This window comes from Campylobacter showae, assembly GCF_004803815.1.
Lineage (GTDB): Bacteria > Campylobacterota > Campylobacteria > Campylobacterales > Campylobacteraceae > Campylobacter_A > Campylobacter_A showae.
The window spans coordinates 1,181,289-1,199,426 of sequence record NZ_CP012544.1 but is presented as its reverse complement, the minus strand read 5'-3'; the positions used below and the strand labels follow the sequence as shown (position 1 = coordinate 1,199,426).

The 18,138-nt window shown below is 44.2% G+C and carries 17 protein-coding genes; 10 read left to right on the top strand and 7 right to left on the bottom strand.

What is annotated here, in order from left to right; genetic code table 11:
* Positions 1-6 precede the first annotated feature (6 nt).
* From ftsA to CSHOW_RS05880, 3 genes are all read right to left on the bottom strand, one after another.
* Positions 7-1,437 carry a cell division protein FtsA gene (gene ftsA, locus CSHOW_RS05890; protein WP_002948629.1) on the bottom strand — a complete coding sequence of 477 codons (1,431 nt, stop codon included), beginning with the start codon at positions 1,435-1,437 and terminating at the stop codon, positions 7-9.
* Between the two features lie 13 nt (positions 1,438-1,450).
* Positions 1,451-2,914, bottom strand: a complete 1,464-nt coding sequence (locus CSHOW_RS05885; protein ID WP_002948630.1) for a peptidylprolyl isomerase — start codon at positions 2,912-2,914, stop codon at positions 1,451-1,453.
* A gap of 119 nt (positions 2,915-3,033) precedes the next feature.
* The gene (locus CSHOW_RS05880) at positions 3,034-3,621 is read right to left on the bottom strand and encodes a class II aldolase and adducin N-terminal domain-containing protein (RefSeq protein WP_002948631.1); all 588 of its coding nucleotides are present in this window, start codon (positions 3,619-3,621) and stop codon (positions 3,034-3,036) included.
* A 54-nt stretch (positions 3,622-3,675) separates the two neighbouring features.
* Between CSHOW_RS05880 and rsmH the strand changes: the two genes are divergently transcribed.
* Complete coding sequence (gene rsmH / locus CSHOW_RS05875; RefSeq protein ID WP_002948632.1) at positions 3,676-4,608, top strand: 16S rRNA (cytosine(1402)-N(4))-methyltransferase RsmH; 933 nt, start codon at positions 3,676-3,678, stop codon at positions 4,606-4,608.
* Positions 4,598-4,879, top strand: coding sequence for a hypothetical protein (locus CSHOW_RS05870; RefSeq protein ID WP_002948633.1), 282 nt, complete (start codon positions 4,598-4,600; stop codon positions 4,877-4,879). Before rsmH ends, CSHOW_RS05870 begins: the two co-directional genes overlap by 11 nt.
* Here CSHOW_RS05870 and CSHOW_RS05865 read toward each other — a convergent pair whose 3' ends face one another.
* Positions 4,880-5,389 carry a hypothetical protein gene (locus tag CSHOW_RS05865; protein ID WP_039895243.1) on the bottom strand — a complete coding sequence of 170 codons (510 nt, stop codon included), beginning with the start codon at positions 5,387-5,389 and terminating at the stop codon, positions 4,880-4,882.
* A 129-nt stretch (positions 5,390-5,518) separates the two neighbouring features.
* Here CSHOW_RS05865 and CSHOW_RS05860 point away from each other — a divergent pair, with 129 nt between their 5' ends.
* The 3 genes from CSHOW_RS05860 (at position 5,519) to CSHOW_RS05850 (ending at position 7,334) form a co-directional block, all read left to right on the top strand.
* On the top strand, positions 5,519-6,373 hold the full coding sequence (locus CSHOW_RS05860; protein ID WP_002948635.1) for a D-amino-acid transaminase: 855 nt from the start codon (positions 5,519-5,521) through the stop codon (positions 6,371-6,373).
* A 162-nt stretch (positions 6,374-6,535) separates the two neighbouring features.
* Complete coding sequence (locus tag CSHOW_RS05855; RefSeq protein WP_004321181.1) at positions 6,536-7,009, top strand: 2-thiouracil desulfurase family protein; 474 nt, start codon at positions 6,536-6,538, stop codon at positions 7,007-7,009.
* Position 7,010: 1 nt separating this feature from the next.
* Entirely contained in the window at positions 7,011-7,334 is a 324-nt protein-coding gene (locus CSHOW_RS05850) for a hypothetical protein (protein WP_039895245.1), read from the top strand.
* Between the two features lie 319 nt (positions 7,335-7,653).
* Here CSHOW_RS05850 and CSHOW_RS05845 read toward each other — a convergent pair whose 3' ends face one another.
* Positions 7,654-7,821 (bottom strand): hypothetical protein, encoded by a 168-nt coding sequence (locus CSHOW_RS05845; protein WP_157753468.1) that lies wholly within the window; start codon positions 7,819-7,821, stop codon positions 7,654-7,656.
* A 327-nt stretch (positions 7,822-8,148) separates the two neighbouring features.
* The gene (locus CSHOW_RS05840) at positions 8,149-10,224 is read right to left on the bottom strand and encodes a bifunctional C40 family peptidase/M15 family metallopeptidase (RefSeq protein ID WP_236844695.1); all 2,076 of its coding nucleotides are present in this window, start codon (positions 10,222-10,224) and stop codon (positions 8,149-8,151) included.
* A 44-nt stretch (positions 10,225-10,268) separates the two neighbouring features.
* Between CSHOW_RS05840 and CSHOW_RS05835 the strand changes: the two genes are divergently transcribed.
* Positions 10,269-11,591 (top strand): ATP-dependent DNA helicase, encoded by a 1,323-nt coding sequence (locus CSHOW_RS05835; RefSeq protein WP_004321186.1) that lies wholly within the window; start codon positions 10,269-10,271, stop codon positions 11,589-11,591.
* Complete coding sequence (locus CSHOW_RS05830; RefSeq protein ID WP_004321187.1) at positions 11,588-12,091, top strand: hypothetical protein; 504 nt, start codon at positions 11,588-11,590, stop codon at positions 12,089-12,091. The genes CSHOW_RS05835 and CSHOW_RS05830 overlap by 4 nt, the downstream gene beginning before the upstream one ends.
* Positions 12,092-12,825: 734 nt before the next feature.
* On the opposite strand, the gene lolA is transcribed toward CSHOW_RS05830, so the two are convergent.
* A complete protein-coding gene (gene lolA / locus CSHOW_RS05825; RefSeq protein ID WP_004321189.1) occupies positions 12,826-13,338 on the bottom strand; it encodes a LolA-like outer membrane lipoprotein chaperone in 513 nt (170 codons plus the stop codon).
* Between the two features lie 89 nt (positions 13,339-13,427).
* On the opposite strand from lolA, the gene secA reads away from it, so the two are divergent.
* The 3 genes from secA to CSHOW_RS05810 all read left to right on the top strand — a co-directional run bounded on the left by secA (position 13,428) and on the right by CSHOW_RS05810 (position 17,998).
* On the top strand, positions 13,428-16,013 hold the full coding sequence (gene secA / locus CSHOW_RS05820) for a preprotein translocase subunit SecA (RefSeq protein ID WP_004321190.1): 2,586 nt from the start codon (positions 13,428-13,430) through the stop codon (positions 16,011-16,013).
* 231 nt (positions 16,014-16,244) lie between these two features.
* Positions 16,245-17,441 carry an ABC transporter permease gene (locus CSHOW_RS05815; RefSeq protein ID WP_004321192.1) on the top strand — a complete coding sequence of 399 codons (1,197 nt, stop codon included), beginning with the start codon at positions 16,245-16,247 and terminating at the stop codon, positions 17,439-17,441.
* A gap of 35 nt (positions 17,442-17,476) precedes the next feature.
* A complete protein-coding gene (locus tag CSHOW_RS05810; RefSeq protein ID WP_171992812.1) occupies positions 17,477-17,998 on the top strand; it encodes a hypothetical protein in 522 nt (173 codons plus the stop codon).
* Positions 17,999-18,138: the final 140 nt, after the last annotated feature.

Genomic DNA, 18,138 nt, shown 5'->3' with positions numbered 1-18,138 from the left:
CTCCTTTTAAAATAGTTGTGTTATTTTATTCCAAATCACAGAAAAAATATTTGGTTTTTTTTCTTTTTTATTTAAATCTTCATTTAGTTCGTCTTGTAAAGTTCTGTCGTCATCGATTCTTAAATCATCTATATAGTTATCATCTAGAGTACTTCCTCTAAAGATTTTATTATCGACTTCTTCGATATTTTTTTTATCTTCGATTTTTACTCCATTGTCGTAGACTATATCTTTTAAAATCTTATTTTTTACTACAATCTCGTCTTTATATCGCATTTTCTTTTCAGAGTCGATTTCATAAGGCGTAAAGTAGCCTGCACCGTACATACAAAGTCCGATCGCACAAGAATTTGCCGGATCTCTTAAAATTTCATATAGCCCTTCCATTTCCTTTGGTCTTGCTATTCGCACCGGCATATTATCAAATACTGCTATAGCAAGCTCTCTGATGCCTTCAAGTTTAGTCATGCCGCCGGTAAGAACTACGCCTGCGGCTATTGAATTTTTATATCCGCTATCTTCGAGCATTTTTGCAAGTATCATTAGCGTCTCTTCGGCTCTTGCATATATGACGTTTGAAATAACGTCAAGAGATACTTCCTGAACCTTGCCATCTTCGTTAATAGGCGGGATCTCAACTAGTTCGTTGGCATTATTTAGCAAAATTCCGTAATTTAATTTTATATCTTCAGCTTTTAAAATAGGCGTATGAAGCGCTGCTGATAGATCATTGGTTATATTTGACGAACCTATGCCTAAAAATTCGTTATATCTTATCGAATTTCCAGAGTGAATTATCATATTGCAAGTTGCGCCACCCATATCTATAAATGCTACACCCAAATCTTTTTCATCTTGATTTAGCGTCGCGATAGCCGAAGCGTAGCTGGAAAGTACGATATTATCAGGCTCGACTCCAGCCAAATTTAACGCTTTTCTTAGGTTACTAAGAGATGATTTTTGCGCCATTATGATGTGCGTTTGCACCTCAAGCCTGCTACCGTTCATACCCAAAGGATCTTCTATATGCTCTTGATCGTCTACTTTAAAATTATAAGGAAGTATATGTAGCTTCTCGTAGTCGCTATGTATCTGCGCTCTTCGCTCAGACTCAGACATCGAGCGTTGTATCTCTTTTATGCCTATTTCATACGTGGGAACGTTTACCACGCCGTTACTGTCAACGCTTTTTGTATAGGCTCCCGAGATTGAAACCACTACTTTTTCGTATCTTGTGCCCGCCACTCTTTGAGCGTCTATTAAAGCGCTTTTTATTGATTTTGATGCGAGCTCGATATTTGTTATTACGCCCTTTTTTATACCCTGAGTTTTTGCAGTTCCTATTCCGATTATTTTAAGTCCTGTTTCATCGTGCTGGCCTATCACAGCGCAAATTTGAACAGAGCCTACGTCAATACCTAAAATTTTAGTACTCAAAACAGATGCCTTCTTATTTTTTTGTATAATAATTTGTTACTTGGTAACGCTTGGACAACATGGCTGTTAAATCCCTAATGAGCTCGTTATTTTTCAAGAAGCCTACATTTTGCGTTATTATCTCTTTATACTCTTTCTCTTTTTCGCTATTTGTTAGTTTCTGTTCCGTTATCTCGTAAACTACGGCTTTATCGCCGAGTACAACATAGCCTTTTTTGCCACCCTTTTCAAAAAGGCGATTGACGAAGATATTAAACTCACCCTCGCTTAACCCACCTTCGGCCTTCACGGTATCTCTACTAACAAATCCTATATCGGTACCTTGAAATCCTTTTTCAAGCAACTCTTTTGCTTTTGCTTCTACGATTTCTTTCGTTTTTTGCTCTTTGTAAAGTTCTAAAATTTGCTCTTTCGCCTCGTCAAAACTCATTACTCTAGGCGCTACGATCTCTTTTACCTTCACTATCATATAGCCGTCTTCGTATTCAAACGGCTTTAGGGTATCGCCCTTTTTTGCTAGTTTTAGCTCATCCATCGGCAAGCTCGCATTATCTTCAAATGTAGATACCGAGACATCTGCTTGCTTCTCGTCTTTCTTGATTTTTAGATACTCTTCAAGGGCGACTTTTTTAGTTTGTTTGAGATTGTAGTCTTTTAGTACTTCATCTTTAACAGCTTCAAATTCTTTTATCTTATCGTCGCTACCTTTATATTCGTTTTTGTTTTCGTTGTAAAATTCTGTTAGCTCGTTAGTATTTGCATCGCTTGATATAGCTGGGATAAATTTGGTATCAAGCTTAAATTCGGTCATGGTTTTATATTCGTTCTTATGCTCTTCCCAGAGTTTTTTTAGCGCATCTTCATCTATTTTTATTTCGTCTGCGTTAGCCTCTACGACCTTAATGGAGATTTTATCCTGCATCAAAAAGCTAGCCGTTAGCATATCTATATCTTGAGCATTTGCGGGTAAATTTAGAGCATGTCTTAGCTTATCTAAAAGTATTACGTTTTTTAGGCTTTCTTCGTATTCGCTTTCGGTAGTTCTAGCTCTTTTTAAAGTATTTTTGTAAAGCTCTTTATCAAATTTGCCGTTTGAGTGGAAATTTTGGTCTGCAATAATGTATTTGACTATATCTTCGTCATTTACGCCAAGCCCCAAGTCATCTGCGAAATTTAAAAGCATAGCATCGTTTACTAACGCCTCTAAAGCTAAATTTTCAATGCCTAGCTCGCTTGCATTTTCGTCACTTAGCTGTCCGTCAAAAAGCTGACTATAGTATGCGTGAAGCTGACCGTATCTGTTTTGAAACTCTTGGATACTTATATTTCGATGTCCGACCTTAGCTACCGAGCTAGCTCTACTCGCATTTAGATCGTATGCTCCCCATCCGACGAAGCCTGCTCCGACGAAGGCTATCGTGCTTACCCAGATCGTTACGACGAGGTATTTTCTATGCTTTTGCATCCAAGTTATCATCTAATTCCTTCAAATTTATAAAAATTTTATGCATTATTTTACTGAAATATCGTAAATATCACCTTAAAAACGCGCTTTTTATCGATAAAATTTCAAAAAAATTAACATTTTTAAAGACGTTAGTTTCGTTCAGATTCGTAAAGGCGAGCTACGCTTAGCAATTTGCACGTATTTTCAAGGATCGCGACGTCTTTTGCCAGCTGATACGGAGTCCTGCTATGCACGTATACTCCGTATCCTTTGATGACCATTATGTTAGTTTTATTCTCTAACATATAGCGATAAATTTCCGTATCCGCGCGCTCATACCAATCGTCAAACTGTTTTGGATCATAGATCGGGATCTCGTGGTGTTTGATATAACCAAAATAATCCCTCGGACGGATAAAAGAATGCCCCAAAGTATAAGCTGTTAGATAAGGTGGCATGGCATAACAGATATATTTGGCTTCGTTTATATTTTTGTATATATTTAGGTGGATGTCCGCGTCTATGCTCGCATCGTTCCAGCGATAATCCCTTTTTGAGTTTAGCATTATGAGATCTTCTTCTTTAAGATTGTCGAAAATCGTCGTTCTTTTATTTATCAAAAAAGAGTCGTGCTGAATTCTAGCTGAAATAGAGCCGTGAAAGACGCCGAAAAAGTTTTTTCTAAACATCGAAAGAGCGATGTTGCTGATCTCGCTTGCGCAGTATTTTAAGTCCATTTTAACCTTTTATAAACTTTTTTTGTTATTATACACAAAAAATAAAGGCTAAATTTGAACTCCCCACACGTTCCCGTGCTACTTAATGAAGTTTTGCAAGCTTTTGAGGATATAAAAAGCGGCGTGATTGTCGATTGTACGCTCGGATACGGCGGGCATTCTAGCGCGATTTTAGAGCAAAATCAAAACGTAAATTTGATAGCCTGCGATCAAGATGAAGAAGCAATCAAATTTAGCTCCGAAAGACTTAAAAAATTTGGCCAAAGAGCGCAAATTTTTAAGAGCAAATTTTCAGAAATTTTGGGCAAAGTAGAACAATCTCAAATCCGCGGTATCCTAGCCGACATCGGCGTTTCGTCGTTGCAGCTCGATAAAAACGAGCGCGGCTTTGGACTAAAGAGCGAAAATTTAGATATGCGGATGGATGCGCAGGCTAAATTTTCAGCTTACGACATTGTAAATTTTTATAGCGCAAAAGAGCTGGAGCGTATCTTTGCCGATTACGGCGAGCTACCTAGTCCTGCCAAATTTGCCGCCAAAATCATAGAAGCCAGGCAAAGCGGCGAGATAAAAAGCGCCGAACGTCTCGCGCAAATAATCGGGCTAAAGGGCGTAAACGGGCGCAGCGTTAGCGCGGCGACGTTAGCTTTTCAAGCGATCAGAATAGAAGTCAACAACGAGCTAGGTGAACTGCAAAATTTGCTACAAAGCATTGAGGATTCGCAGATCGACGAGTGTATCGTGGCGATAATCAGCTTTCATTCGCTAGAAGATCGTATCGTAAAAAATAAATTTAGGCAGTGGGCGCAAAGCTGCATTTGTCCGCCGCAAGCCCTTAGATGCACGTGCGGAGGAGATAATGCGCTAGGTAAAATAGTCAGTAAAAAGGCAATAACGCCAAGCGCTGCCGAGATCAAGGCAAATCCGCGTTCAAGCTGCGCTAAAATGAGGATTTTTAAAATTTCAAGAGGTAAAAATGCAAGATAAAAACGAGGTTTTAGAGTTTAGCGGCGAGCAGAAAAAGGAGCGAAATTTAGACTACAAAACGTTAGCGACGGCGTATCTGGGGCTTTTTATCGCGCTTGCTTTGTTTTTGCCTAAAATTTACATCACGAATCAAATTTATTACATCAGTCGCGAAATCGGCGATCTAAGCAGCAAACGCGACGTCTTATTGGAAGAAAATAGAGAGCTTCGCCTAAAGCTTGAAAGAATGAAATACAAAAATCAAATTTTAGACCCGCTCACCCTGCAGTAGCTAAATCCCGGCCTCAGACTGCGCGACTAAGCGCTCTAGGACGTACTGCTCCAAATCCTTGCGCGGGATTTCGTTTTTTACCGCTTCGTTGTAGATCATCTCGACTTTCGTGGAGTATTTTTCGTAGCTAAAATACGGAAAATGCACGCTCCAGGCCTTTTTTATGAGCTCCTTGCTCACGGCTTTTCTCGCCCAAATTTTAAACATATCAAAACCGATAAAAACAGCTGAAGTGCCCAACACTGCGCTAACGATCGAGAGGTGAAAATCAAGCTTGGTAAAAATATGATGCGTCAAAATCAGCAAAATAAAAAATACGACGAAGCACAAAAGCCCGTAAACAAGGTAAGTTCTTGCGTAGCGAAATTTAAAATTTAGCTTGGCAGGATCAATCAACATGCCTTCGTTAAAAAGGCAGTTCGCCTCGAGCAGATCGCGAAACAGCACGGGTTGCTTCGAGATAACGAAGATATTTTCTAGGATCAAATTTTTTAACGCGTTATTTTTCATTTTTCTGATTATCCTTAAATTTAGCCCCAATTATATCAAAAACTTCGTAATCCAAACTAAAATTTGGACTTAAGGCAACGCTTTTTAAGAGTATTTGAGCTAAAATTACTTAAATTTTAAGGAGAAAAAATGAACGGAATAGTATATCTAAACGGCGAATTTATAGACGCGGCGGCGGCTAAAGTTAGTGCATTTGACCGCGGATTTATCTTTGGCGACGGCATATACGAGGTCGTGCCGGTGCTAAACGGACGGCTCGTGGATAGAGAGGATTTTTGGGAGAGATTTGAGAGGAGCCTGGCTGCGATCGAGCTGGGCTTGCCGCTTTCAAAGAGCGATTTTCAGGGAGTTTTAGAGGAAGTAGTCTGGCGAAATAACCTAAAAGAAGGTGGTGTTTATATGCAGATCACCCGCGGCGTCGCCGACAGGGATTTTAAATTTATAAAAGGCTTAAAGCCGACTTGTTTCGTCTTTTGTTATGAAAAAGATATCGTCGCAAACCCTGACGCGGCGACCGGTATCGAGGTCGTTAGCGTCGAGGATATCCGCTGGAAGCGCCGCGATATCAAGTCCATCTCGCTTTTGGCGCAGTGCTACGCCAAAGAACAGGCCGTAAAAGCCGGCGCCTACGAGGGCTTTATGGTCGAAAACGGCTTTGTAACCGAGGCGACTAGCTCATCTGCTTTTATCATAAAAGATAACGTCCTGATAACTAAGCCGCTTTCAAATGAGATTTTGCCGGGCATCCGTCGCAAGGTGATTTTAGGTTTTGCCGAAAAGGCGGGGCTTGAGATCAGGCAGCGACCGTTTACGATGCAAGACGTTTACGATGCCGACGAGGTGTTTATCTCGGCTGCGACGCTACCGATACTGCCCGTCGTCAAGGCCGACGGCAAGCCGATAAGCGGCGGTAAAGTCGGCAAATACGTGCTTATGCTAAGGCAGATGTATATAGATAAGATCAAAAAAGAGGCTGGACTTTAGGCTAAATTTGGCGATTAAGCCTGCCTTGTATTTTGCGTGAGGTGGCTTAAATTCGGCTAAATTTGACGGCAAATTTGACGAACGTTTTAAATTTGCCGTCCGAAGCGTTAGTAGATTTAAGCCGAAATAACGATTGCCGGACTATCAAATTTGGAACTAACGATGAAAAATAAACCCAAAATTTTAATCAGCGCCTGTTTGCTCGGCGAAAATTGCAAATATAACGGCAGCAATAACGCAGATGCTATCCCTGCGGACGCGCTCGATAAACTAGATCAAATTTACGAGCTCATCGCCGTTTGTCCGGAGTGCATGGGCGGGCTAACGACTCCGCGTGAGCCTGCCGAAATTTGCGCAAATGGGCGAGTAATAACTAAATTTAGCGGTTGCGACGTGACGGATGAGTTTATTTTAGGCGCTCAAATTTGCGCCGATATCGCCCGTAAAAACGACTGCGAAATCGCGGTTTTAAAAGAGCGAAGCCCAAGCTGCGGAAGCGGCGAAATTTATGACGGAAGCTTTACCGGACGGCTCGTTAGCGGTGACGGCCTAACCGCTGCGGCGCTAAAAAAACTTGGCGTTCGGGTAGTTGGCGAAAGCGCGCTTGCGAAGCTAAATTTAGAAGAAGAAGCGTAAAATGGCCAATTGGATAAACATTAAAGATATAGCGGACAGTGCGAAATTTTATGCTGGAGCGGCGATAAAAATAATGTCCACGGCGCGCGGGCTAGAGGAGGGAAATTTTATCCCCGAAAACGGGCTTGTTTACCTTATATCGGACAACGCTTTGGACAAGATCTATTTTAACTGCGTCTACCTAAGCGCAGGCAAAGAAGGCAACGTGATCTGCCGCCCCTGGCGAAAGGGTAACTGTGTGCTTGGAAGCGAGATCAAGCGGATGTTTGAGAGCGAGCTGCAAGAGGCGTTTATAAGTAAAAGCATCAAGATCGCAGTAATATAAGGCTGGAAAATTAAGCAGCTAGAATCAGGCTGATGGCGAGCGGCGCAAATATCCTTATAAATTTGAATATACAAAATTTCTAGCGCGACTTTGGAAAATTTGCCGCTTGAAATTTTATCTAAATTTTTCGGTAAGATTTTCGGAGCCTTTAGGCTTGGTATAATCAAATCGTAGCCAAATTTGGCAAGCAAAACGTAGCCATAAAACAAACGACAAGAATGGAAGCAAATTTGCAAGCGGCGTAAAATTTGTAAAAACGGTAAAAATATCGACGACGGCAAAACGGCAAATCGCCGCCCTAAATTTAAAAAACGGCAGGTCAAATTTTATCGTCGTCCGTCTGGCTTGCGCAAAATTTACGAACTATAAAACGTAGGCTAAACCAATACCGCGTCGTTTCGGCGTCAAATTTAACCGCCCAGCCCATACCAAAGCTAAATTTAACAAACCGCAAAAAGGGTGGCGAGCCTCTCGCAATCGCTTGCAAATTTTTGCCAAATATCAAAAACACGGAAACGCAGAAATGCCATGCTTACCGAAATCAAACCGCCAAATTTAATCCAGCTTTTACTAAAAATTTAGCCGAACTTGACGGCAAATTTAAGTCCGGTTTAGCTCAAATTTGCCACAGAGGTGATAGATTTTTCATGTCGTCTGCCTTAAATTTTACGCCAAAAAGCGGCAAAGCAAAATTTATTCGCGCCTTCTTGATTGTAGCTTAAATTTACGGTCTGCGACGCCTCTCTACCAGCCAAAAAATAACGATAAATTCAAGCCGAATTTGACCAAATTTATCGTCAAAACCGCATCAAATTTATCTTAGATGCCCAAATTCCGGTCTATACTCGAAGTGCATCGTGTCAAAGCTAACCCAGCGCCCACCCCAGATGAAGCCGTGCTTTTCAAAGACGCGCACGATCTCCTCGGGGATTTGATTGCTGTAGCGGCCGTCTTTACTCCAGCGCCAGTAGTCGCTCTTGTCGGTATTTATATCGATCGCGATGCCGTAGGAGTGGGAGCTCTTGCGCTTTGTACCTTCGATCACTCGCCAGTTAAAGGTGCCAGACGGGTTATCGAGAAATTTTAGCAGCTCCGGTTTTTGCACGACCAGCGCGTCAAGCTCGTTTGAAACAGCTTGCAGAGCAGCTGCCGCACCGTTTTTGGAGTTAAATTTAAGCGTTTTGCCGCCGTGATTTTTTAGCCAAACGACATCGGTTAAATTTGCCTTCACTTCCGCCTCGCTTGCGCCATAAATTTTGTCCAAAAGCTCGTAGTTTCGGTATCTGCCCGCGTCATTGTTAGGTAGCGCCAAAGGCTTAAAGAGCGGATAAGGCTGCGCAAAAGTATCCTCGACGTCGGCAAGATTTAGCAGATGCGCCGTGTCTTTTACCTCACCGTCGTCAAATATAACCTTACTGCCGTCAGCGAAAATCACCTCGTTGCCCACTATTTTCACGCCGTAAGCTTTTTCGATCGCTGATTTTTTCACGCGCGACGCCTCCTCGCCGCTGGCCACTTCAAAGGTATTCATGGAGTTTATCCGCGAAACCAGCAAACGTTTTGGATCGATATCGGAAACGTCCGAGCCGATTTTTAGCGTCGTGATCGCCACTCCGCCGATCATGGCTCTGCCGTTATCTTTCGTGCGGATGCCCCAGACATCGTGCACAGCGAGCGGTTCGTCGCCGCGCATACCCGCATAAAGCATGATATGCCCGTTCATGTGAAACAGCGTTCTATACGGCACTGCCTGCGTTTTGATGACATTTAGTTTTTCTTCCGCGCTTAGATTTGCCAGGCTTACGACCTTGCCGATTTGGCCTTGAGCCTTTGAGTTTCGCGGTAGCCACACGCCAAAGCTGCCTAGAAAATCCTGCAAAAATAGCGAGCAGTCGCGCTTACCGCCAAATCCTCCCCAGCCGTAGCTTTGCCCGAGCAACGATGATGCCAGCGTTCTTACGTTTTCGTCGCTAAATTTAAGCGGAAAGCGGCTCGCGCTTTGCTTTGAGACCTCGTAGTTTCTTAGCCCGCTTTGGGTCTGGATTTTGCCGTAAAATTTAAACTGATCCTCGCTTTGAAACGGCAAAATCGCCCCTATGCGTCCGTAAAATAAAAAGTTGCCGTTTTTGTCGTAGACGGGCTCTTCGTCTTTGACTATGCTTAAAAATTTAGAATTTTTTAGCTCCCTCACGGCGTCTGCGTTTAAAATTTTGATTTCGGTCGATTTCACCCAGGCCCATGCAGCGTCGCTACCCACAAACGCCCACGCGCCGTCGGCCGAAAAGTGCGAAACGTAAAGCGGATAACCGATAGAGATGAAAGATAGCTGGGCATAATCAAACGGCAGCCCCTCGCCCGCGCGCACGGGATTATAAAGCACGGCCTCGTCGGTCGGTATATTTCGTAGGCTAGTATTTGCGGTCGTTACTGCGGGCAAAGAAACCTTGCCGAAGCTCTCTACGCTTGCGTTTTTGCGCACTTTTTCAAACCATTCGTTTGGTATTTTGCGCATATTTGAGAAATAATACTGCCTTTTTGATGTGTTTTTATAGTAATCTAGCGCCCAAAAAGCGTCTTTTGCAGTGGTTGAGGGTGCTTTTAGATCAAGCGAGTTAAAGCGTTTTTGTAGCAGAGCTTCGCCGCTACTTTGCGCTTCAAAAGGCAGTATCGGCAGCGCATTCGCATTTTGATCGACGTCAAATTTTAGATAACTGATGTGGCCTAAATTTTCGTCCGCGCTCTCCTCGGGCATATCGTATGCGGGCGCGGCGTTAGCGCCTTGATCCGGTAAATTTACCGCGCTTGGCACATCTTTTGGCGATGCGCAACCGCCCAGCATCGCTAGCGCCGTCGCTACGGAAAATATAAATTTGTAAAATTTCAATCTCACTCCTTAAAAATAAGCTATAATTTTACAAAAAATTAGGGAAATTTGTGCTAAATCAGCTCTTAGAAATATTAGAAAGATCAAACGTTTTTCTCACTGGGCGCGGCGGCGTGGGCAAAAGCCACCTCACGCAAGCAGTCATTAAGCACTATAAAAGCGAGCTAAAAAATGTCGTCGTACTCGGCAGTACCGGCATCGCGGCGGTAAACGTCGGCGGAGTGAGCGTGCATAGTTTTTTTAAATTCGGTATTTGCTCAAACCTCGAGGAGCTGCGCGGCTACGACCGCAAACAGCGCGGAAAGCTTGGCGAACTAAAAAAGATGCTAGACGTCTGCGATCTCATCGTGATAGACGAAATTTCGATGATCAGCGCGGGGCTCATGGATATGATTTATTACCGCCTGATGAGCTCGCGATTCGTCGGGCGCGTGATGCTCGTAGGCGATTTTTATCAGCTGCCGCCCGTGCGAAAAAACGGCGAAGACGGCAACTCGCTATTTAAATTTCTCTATGCTTTTAACTCTAGCTCGTGGCATGAATTTGAGTTTAAAAATATCGAACTGGTCGTCTCAAAGCGGACAAAAGACAAGAAATTCTACGATATATTGTCTATGCTTCGCGTCGGGCGACTTAGCGAAGAGGTGTTTGGCTACATCGAAAATTTACGCGTGCCAAGCGTGCAGGTAGATGACGGCACTAGCGTGCTTTTTGGGCGAAACTACGAAGCTGACGAGCTAAATAACAAGATGCTCTCTAAACTACCCGCGCCGCTTGAAAGAGCCGAGGCGCTAGTAGAAATTTATGATGAAAATTTAAATGAAAACGTGCTGGATCGCTGGATCGCAAACCTCTACGCGCCTGAAATTTTAAATATAAAAATCGGCGCGAAAGTTATATTTACCGTAAATAAATGGGGCGAGTACTATAACGGCGAGCGCGGGCAGATAATGCAAATTTTAAAAGAAGGCAACGATATAAAAAGCGTCATCGTGCAAAAAGCTAACGGCGAGATCGTCGATGTTGAGCGCGCGAGATTTGATATGAGCGAGTTTGTGATGGCGGGCGAACATCTCGAGGAGCGCGCTAGGGCGTCTTTGACGCAGTTTCCGCTAAAGCTAGCCTACGCGATCACGATCCACAAATCCCAAGGCATGAGTATCGAAAATTTAGTGTGCGACCTAAATCATATCTTTGCCAACGGACAGCTCTACGTCGCGCTCTCGCGGGCGATTGATCCAAAAAAACTGAGGATATTTTACGGCAAAAGTCGGCCGTTTAGAGAGTATTTGCAAAGCGTCGTTAAAATAGACGAAGATGTCGAGAAATTCTATCTTGAAAACAAATTTGAAAACATTAAGGAAGACGTATGAAAAAGATTTTTGCGCTGGCTTTTGCCGCGGTTATGGCCTTTGCCGAGACGTTAAATATCGATAACTTTGAAACCGATCTGTACTCCAGAGACGCCAAAAGCTCGATCAAAAAAGTAAGCGTGAGCCTGCGTCTGGAGGGGCGCGACGTCGTAGATAACGAAGCCTACGTGCTTGACGCGCTAAACGTCGTTATCGGCAGCTTTTACGTCGAGGATCTGCTAACCTCGCTGGGCAAGGAAAAATTTAAAGACACGCTGGTTAAATACACTGCCAAAAAGCACTCGGTCGATATCGACGAGGTGCTCATCATCTCGCTAAAAACCGTGCGCGAACCAAATATCGAAGAGCTACTTGAAGCGCTAAAAAACGTCAAAACTACAGGCTCAAAAAGATCGCAAAAAGAGCAGGTCGAGGATATACTAAGAGGAAATAAAAATCAGCTAAAACCGATGGATTTAAACCAGATAGATGATTTTGGCAAAGACTTCGGAGAGCGGTAAATTTAATAACGGCTTGTCTTTTTCTGCCATACTTCGTTACCGGCTCAGTCGGCTTCGGTTACGGACGACTAGTCCGCTCCCTCGCCTGACAAAAAAACAGTTCGCCTTATCATTTTACGTTCAAATTTAAAGTCAAATTTGTAAATTTTACGCGCCTAGACCCGAGTCTCGGCGGTGCCAAATTTTAGCTTATCTAAAATTTAAGTTTTTTCTTTTTTTGGGAGAAAAAGGGGCTCTACTTACGGTCTGCTTGCAACTACGAGTGCAGCGGTCTCAAGCCCGTAGGGCGACGGTAGCGAACGTAGTGAAGCTAAAGTAGAGGAGCGTCGCCTTCCTTTGCTTCGGCTTTGCCTCGCAACTGCCAAGACCAGCCCCCGTCTTGCTTGCAGCTGCTAGCGTAGCGACGCAGAAGCCCTCTCTAACCCCACTGCATGTGAGAAGTTGCTGCGCTAGGCGCAGGTTAAATTTAACTCTTTCGCGCCTCGCGTTTTCAAATTTACGTTTTCAAGATTCAGGTCTAGGTATATAAAAGGTAAAATTTGAAGTCGAAATTTGAGAATTTAGTCAAATTTGGCTTCAAATTTGAACGTAGCAATGATAAGGCGAAGTATCGTGAGATGATTTTTCGAGTTTTGAAGCAAAATTGAGCGTGCGCTAGGCATATAGCCTGCGGAGCGAAAATTTTGCGAAATCTCGAAAAAGCGCTCACGAGACAAGCCGCTTTTACTAAAAATTTATTGGTTTATGACATCATAATACGACGGTATCACCGGCGTCAGCAAATCATCGCTTATCTTAAAATCCTTTTTCGTGTTGCTTAGCGTGATTTTGATTTTATTGCCGAGTTTATCCTCGTAGTCGATCCTTGTCGGGATGTAGTTTTTGACGGTTATTAGATACTCCACGCCGTCGTATTTGGCTTTGTAGAGAGTGTCGGTGATCTTAACCGCGTTTCTAACGACGTCGATCAAATTCGGCGCCTTTTCAAATTTGGAGATGATCGCTTGTTCGAGCGCATCCTCGATCACGACCACGCGGTTTTTATCAAAGTAGATTTTTTTAGGCGTCGGACGCTCGTAGATCCAGTAGGCGCGGTTGTTACTTTTTGCGTAAAATTTACCAAAATAATCAACCGTTTCGTTCTCGCTCGTGATGGTTTGTACGAAGTCGCTTTGAAGCGTGACGAAATTTAACGTAACTCCGAAAGCCGAGGCGCAAAAGAGCAAAAATGCTAAAATTTTTTTCATATATTTTCCTTTATCGGGCGAAATTCTAGCTAAGTTTAAATAATAAAATGTTAAAATCCAAGCTTTAACAAAATTTAAAAAGGCTAAAAATGATAACGGCGTTTATGCAAAAGATATTCGGTACGAAAAATGACAGGGAAGTAAAAAAATATTTCAAGCGCGTGGCCTACATAAACTCGCTCGAGAGCAAATATCAAGCGATGAGCGACGATGAGCTAAAGGCAAAATTTAACGAATTTAAATCGCAGGTGCAAAACGGCGAAAAGAGCCAGGACGAGCTGCTGGACGATGTATTTGCCATCGTGCGCGAGGTGGGTAAAAGGACGCTAAATATGCGCCATTTCGACGTTCAGCTAATCGGCGGCATGGTGCTAAACGACGGCAAGATCGCCGAGATGAAAACGGGCGAAGGTAAAACCCTCGTGGCAAGCTTGCCCGTCGTGCTAAACGCGATGAGCGGCAAGGGCGTGCACGTCGTGACCGTAAACGACTACCTCGCCAAACGCGACGCGACGCAAATGGGCGAAATTTATAAATTTCTAGGTCTTAGCGTCGGCGTGATACTAGGCGGCGAATACGACGACGCAGCGCGCAAAGCCGCATACGACAGCGACATCACGTATGGCACGAATAACGAATTCGGCTTTGACTACCTGCGCGACAATATGAAAATGGATTTCAAAGATAAGGTGCAAAGAGAGCATAACTTCGTCATCGTGGACGAGGTCGATAGTATCCTCATCGACGAGGCCAGGACTCCGCTCATCATCTCAGGTCCTACAAACCGCACGCTAGACGGCTACATCAAAGCAAACGAGGTCGCGCGCCAGATGAAGCGAGGCGAACCGCCTGCGACTCCGCAAGAAAAGGCAACGGACGACTTTACCGTAGATGAAAAAAACCGCACGATAGCGATCACCGAAGAAGGCATCTCAAAAGCCGAAAAGCTCTTTGGCGTAGCAAATCTCTACGACATGGAAAACGCGATTTTGAGCCATCACCTAGACCAAGCTCTAAAAGCACACAATCTCTTTGAAAAGGACGTACACTACGTCGTTCGCGACGGACAAGTCGTCATCGTCGACGAATTTACTGGGCGTCTGAGCGAAGGTCGAAGATTTAGCGAGGGCTTGCACCAAGCGCTCGAGGCTAAAGAGGGCGTAAAGATCCAAGAAGAGAGCCAAACGCTAGCAGATATTACATTTCAAAACTACTTTAGGCTTTACAAGAAATTATCGGGCATGACGGGTACGGCGCAGACGGAGGCGACTGAGTTTTCGCAAATTTACAAGCTTGACGTCGTATCGATCCCGACAAATGTGCCTGTTATCAGAAAAGACAACAACGATCTCATCTACAAAACAGAAAACGAGAAATTTAAAGCCGTGATCGACGAGATCAAAAAGGCTCACGACCGCGGTCAGCCCGTACTTGTGGGTACCGCCTCGATCGAAAAGAGCGAAAAACTGCATAACCTGCTTGTAAAAGAGAAAATCCCGCACTCCGTGCTAAACGCCAAAAACCACGAAAAAGAGGCCGAGATCATCGCTCAGGCCGGCGCTCGCGGCGCGGTTACGATCGCGACGAATATGGCCGGACGCGGCGTAGATATCCGTATCGACGACGAGGTCCGAAACCTAGGCGGCCTATACATCATCGGTACTGAAAGGCACGAAAGCCGCCGTATCGACAACCAGCTGCGAGGCCGCTCTGGACGTCAGGGCGATCCGGGAGTGAGCCGCTTTTACCTAAGTCTTGAGGATAACTTACTTCGGATATTCGGTAGCGACCGCATAAAAGCGATAATGACGCGCCTTGGTATCGAAGAGGGCGAAAGCATCGACTCAAAAATGGTCACAAGAGCCGTCGAAAACGCGCAAAAAAAGGTCGAGAGCCTTCACTTTGAAGCGCGAAAACATATCCTCGAGTACGACGACGTCGCAAACGAGCAGCGAAAAACGGTATATAAATTTAGAAACGAGCTACTTGATCCAAATTTTGAAGTCGGCGAAAAGATTAAGCAAAATCGCGCCGAATTTGTCGAGCACCTACTAGCTCAAGCTGAAATTTACGCAGGCGAGCCAAAGAGCGAATATAACCTCGAAAAACTAAGCTCCGTGATAATCTCAAATGGCGCGTTTATGCAGCCAGATGAGCTAAAAGATCTCGACTACGCCGAGCTTGCCGAGAAGATAACGGCTAAATTTGAAGCCGACTACGAAGAAAAAATGGGCGTCATAGGCGAGGGTCAGCGCAGATACCTAGAAAAGGTGCTTTGCCTGCAGGTATTAGATACCGCGTGGCGCGAGCATCTATATCAGATGGACATCCTAAAAACCGGCATCGGACTGCGTGGCTACAACCAAAAAGATCCGCTCACCGAGTATAAAAAAGAGAGCTTTAACCTCTTTATGGAGCTCGTTAGCCGCATCAAATTTGAGAGTATCAAGATACTAACGGCCGTGCGCCTAAGCTTCTCCGAGCCTAGTGAGTCTGCGCCGCAAGAAGCGCAAGATAGCGAGACTACCCGCGCATCCGATGGCGAAGAAAAGCCCGGTAAAAAAGTATCGCGAAACGACCCGTGCCCGTGCGGAAGCGGCAAAAAGTACAAAGACTGCCACGGCAAGAGCGGCCCTAAAAAAGGAGCTTTTGCGGAGGATTGGGATAAAATTTAGCTTTGGCGTTTTGGCGGCGACTTGCTAAATTTTGTATTTAAGTTAGCCGCCGTTTTTATAGCGGCGCGAAGTCGTAAATTTAACACCTAGCTTTTGCAAGCGGTTTAAAAATTTGACGTCAAATTTACACGGATGGACAAATTTAACGCACTTGACACAAATTTAAATAAGATCAAGCGACGCAAAAGTAGCGAGCAAGCCAAAGCCCAAATTTAAACAACGGAAAATCAAATGAACCTAACCAAATATCTGCTTTTCAAATATCTACGGTTTGACAAAACCCAGCCCTTTATCATGCTTTCGGCACTTTTGGCGTTTCTAGGTGTGGGCGTCGGACTCATGGTGCTCATCGTCGCGATGGCGATCATGAACGGCTTTGATAAGGAGTTTGAGCGCAAACTTTTTACCATGAACTACCCGATCACGATCCTCTCCGCCATACGCGGCAATATCGACGAGAGCGACGTTAGCGAGCTCAAGCAGAAGTTTCCGAATCTCAAATTTAGCCCATATATCATGAGTCAAGTTATCATAAAGGGGGCAAATAGCTTTGAGGGCGGACTGCTTTTTGGCGTAAATTCAGCCGACGAAAAGCAGATAAACTCGGTCGTGGCGGCAGGCCTTGAGGACCGCGAGCTAGACGGATACAGCCTGCTCGTAGGGCAAGGCGTCAAAAACGAAATTATGATAAACGAAAACGACAAACTCACGCTCATTTTTACTAAAAACGACCCGAGCGGCTTTGCGCTAACGCCAAAAATGAAGCGCTTTGACGTCGTGAGCTCGTTTAGCTCGGGGCTTGTCGCCTACGATAAAAGCTATCTATACACGAGCGTGGAGGCGCTGCGCAAGATACTCGAGTACGACGAGGGTAAATTTGACGGTATACACGTGTTTTCAAACGATCCGTTCGCCGACATCGAAAAGATCTCGCGCGAGCTACGTCTAGGGCAAAAAGCTATCGGCTGGTGGCAACAAAATGGCAACTTTTTCTCCGCCTTGGCGCTCGAAAAGCGCGCGCTTTTCATCGTTTTGATGCTCATCATCCTGGTTGCCTCGCTAAATATCGTAAGCTCGCTACTCATGACCGTCATGAACCGCCGCCAAGAGATCGCGCTACTACTCTCGCTGGGTGCTAGCAAAGCTGAGATAAAAAAGAGCTTTTTTGCTCTCGGGGCCACGATAGGCGGAGGCGGGATAGTGTTTGGGCTCTTGCTCGGGCTCTTTGGCGTGTGGTTGCTCGGTAGCTTTGATATCGTAAATTTGCCGGCTGACGTCTACGGCAGCGCAAAGCTTCCTATGGAGCTATCCTTACTTGATCTTGCCATGATCTTGGTCGGAGCAGTCGTCATCGTGGCGTTTTCGTCGTTTTATCCGGCTAAAAAAGCCGCGCAGATAAACGTGCTTGAGACGCTTAGGAATGAATAAAATTAGGACTTTAACCGATTGCTTAGCGGCGGGAGTTGATTTTAGATAGAGTTGCGGACGATTTAATTGAAAATAAACACGGTCAATTAAAAAGGAGTGTCCAAATGCGCTTTATAGAAGGCATCATTTATTTCGGTATTTATGCTGTTTTTGTCTTGATTTTAACTTCGATATGCGTAGTCTTCTTTGAAAAGATAGTAAAAGCAAAAATGCATAAAAGTGAAAATTTAGAGCGAGAAAAAGTGCGAAATGTTCTCAAAAGGAATACCATTAGAAATTACGACAAAAAGCCGATTGTCGTCAAAAATGACTATAAAATCAAAATCGCTTTTATAACTACGACTGTTTTTGTCGTGCTATCTTTGTTTTTGATTTGCAACAACCTTGAGCCAAAACCCGACTCTTTTGACGAACATATCAGAAAAGCGGCTTTGGCTACCGGTATTATCGGGATGCTCGGGAGTGCGTATTTTTCTGCGGTGCTGTTTTTGAAAACAGAAAAAAGATTTACACGAGGATATACGGCGACTATTTACTCCACGACTCTTACGGGTTAGATTCTAAATTTTTTAAAGCTCAGGCGGATCAAATTCGGCTTGAGTTTAATGATGATTTACAAATCGGCTATGGTTTTTACCCTATCGAAGGCGAGGCAAAAGACTATGTATCAGGCGGTAAAAATTTTAATGAAAAGTAT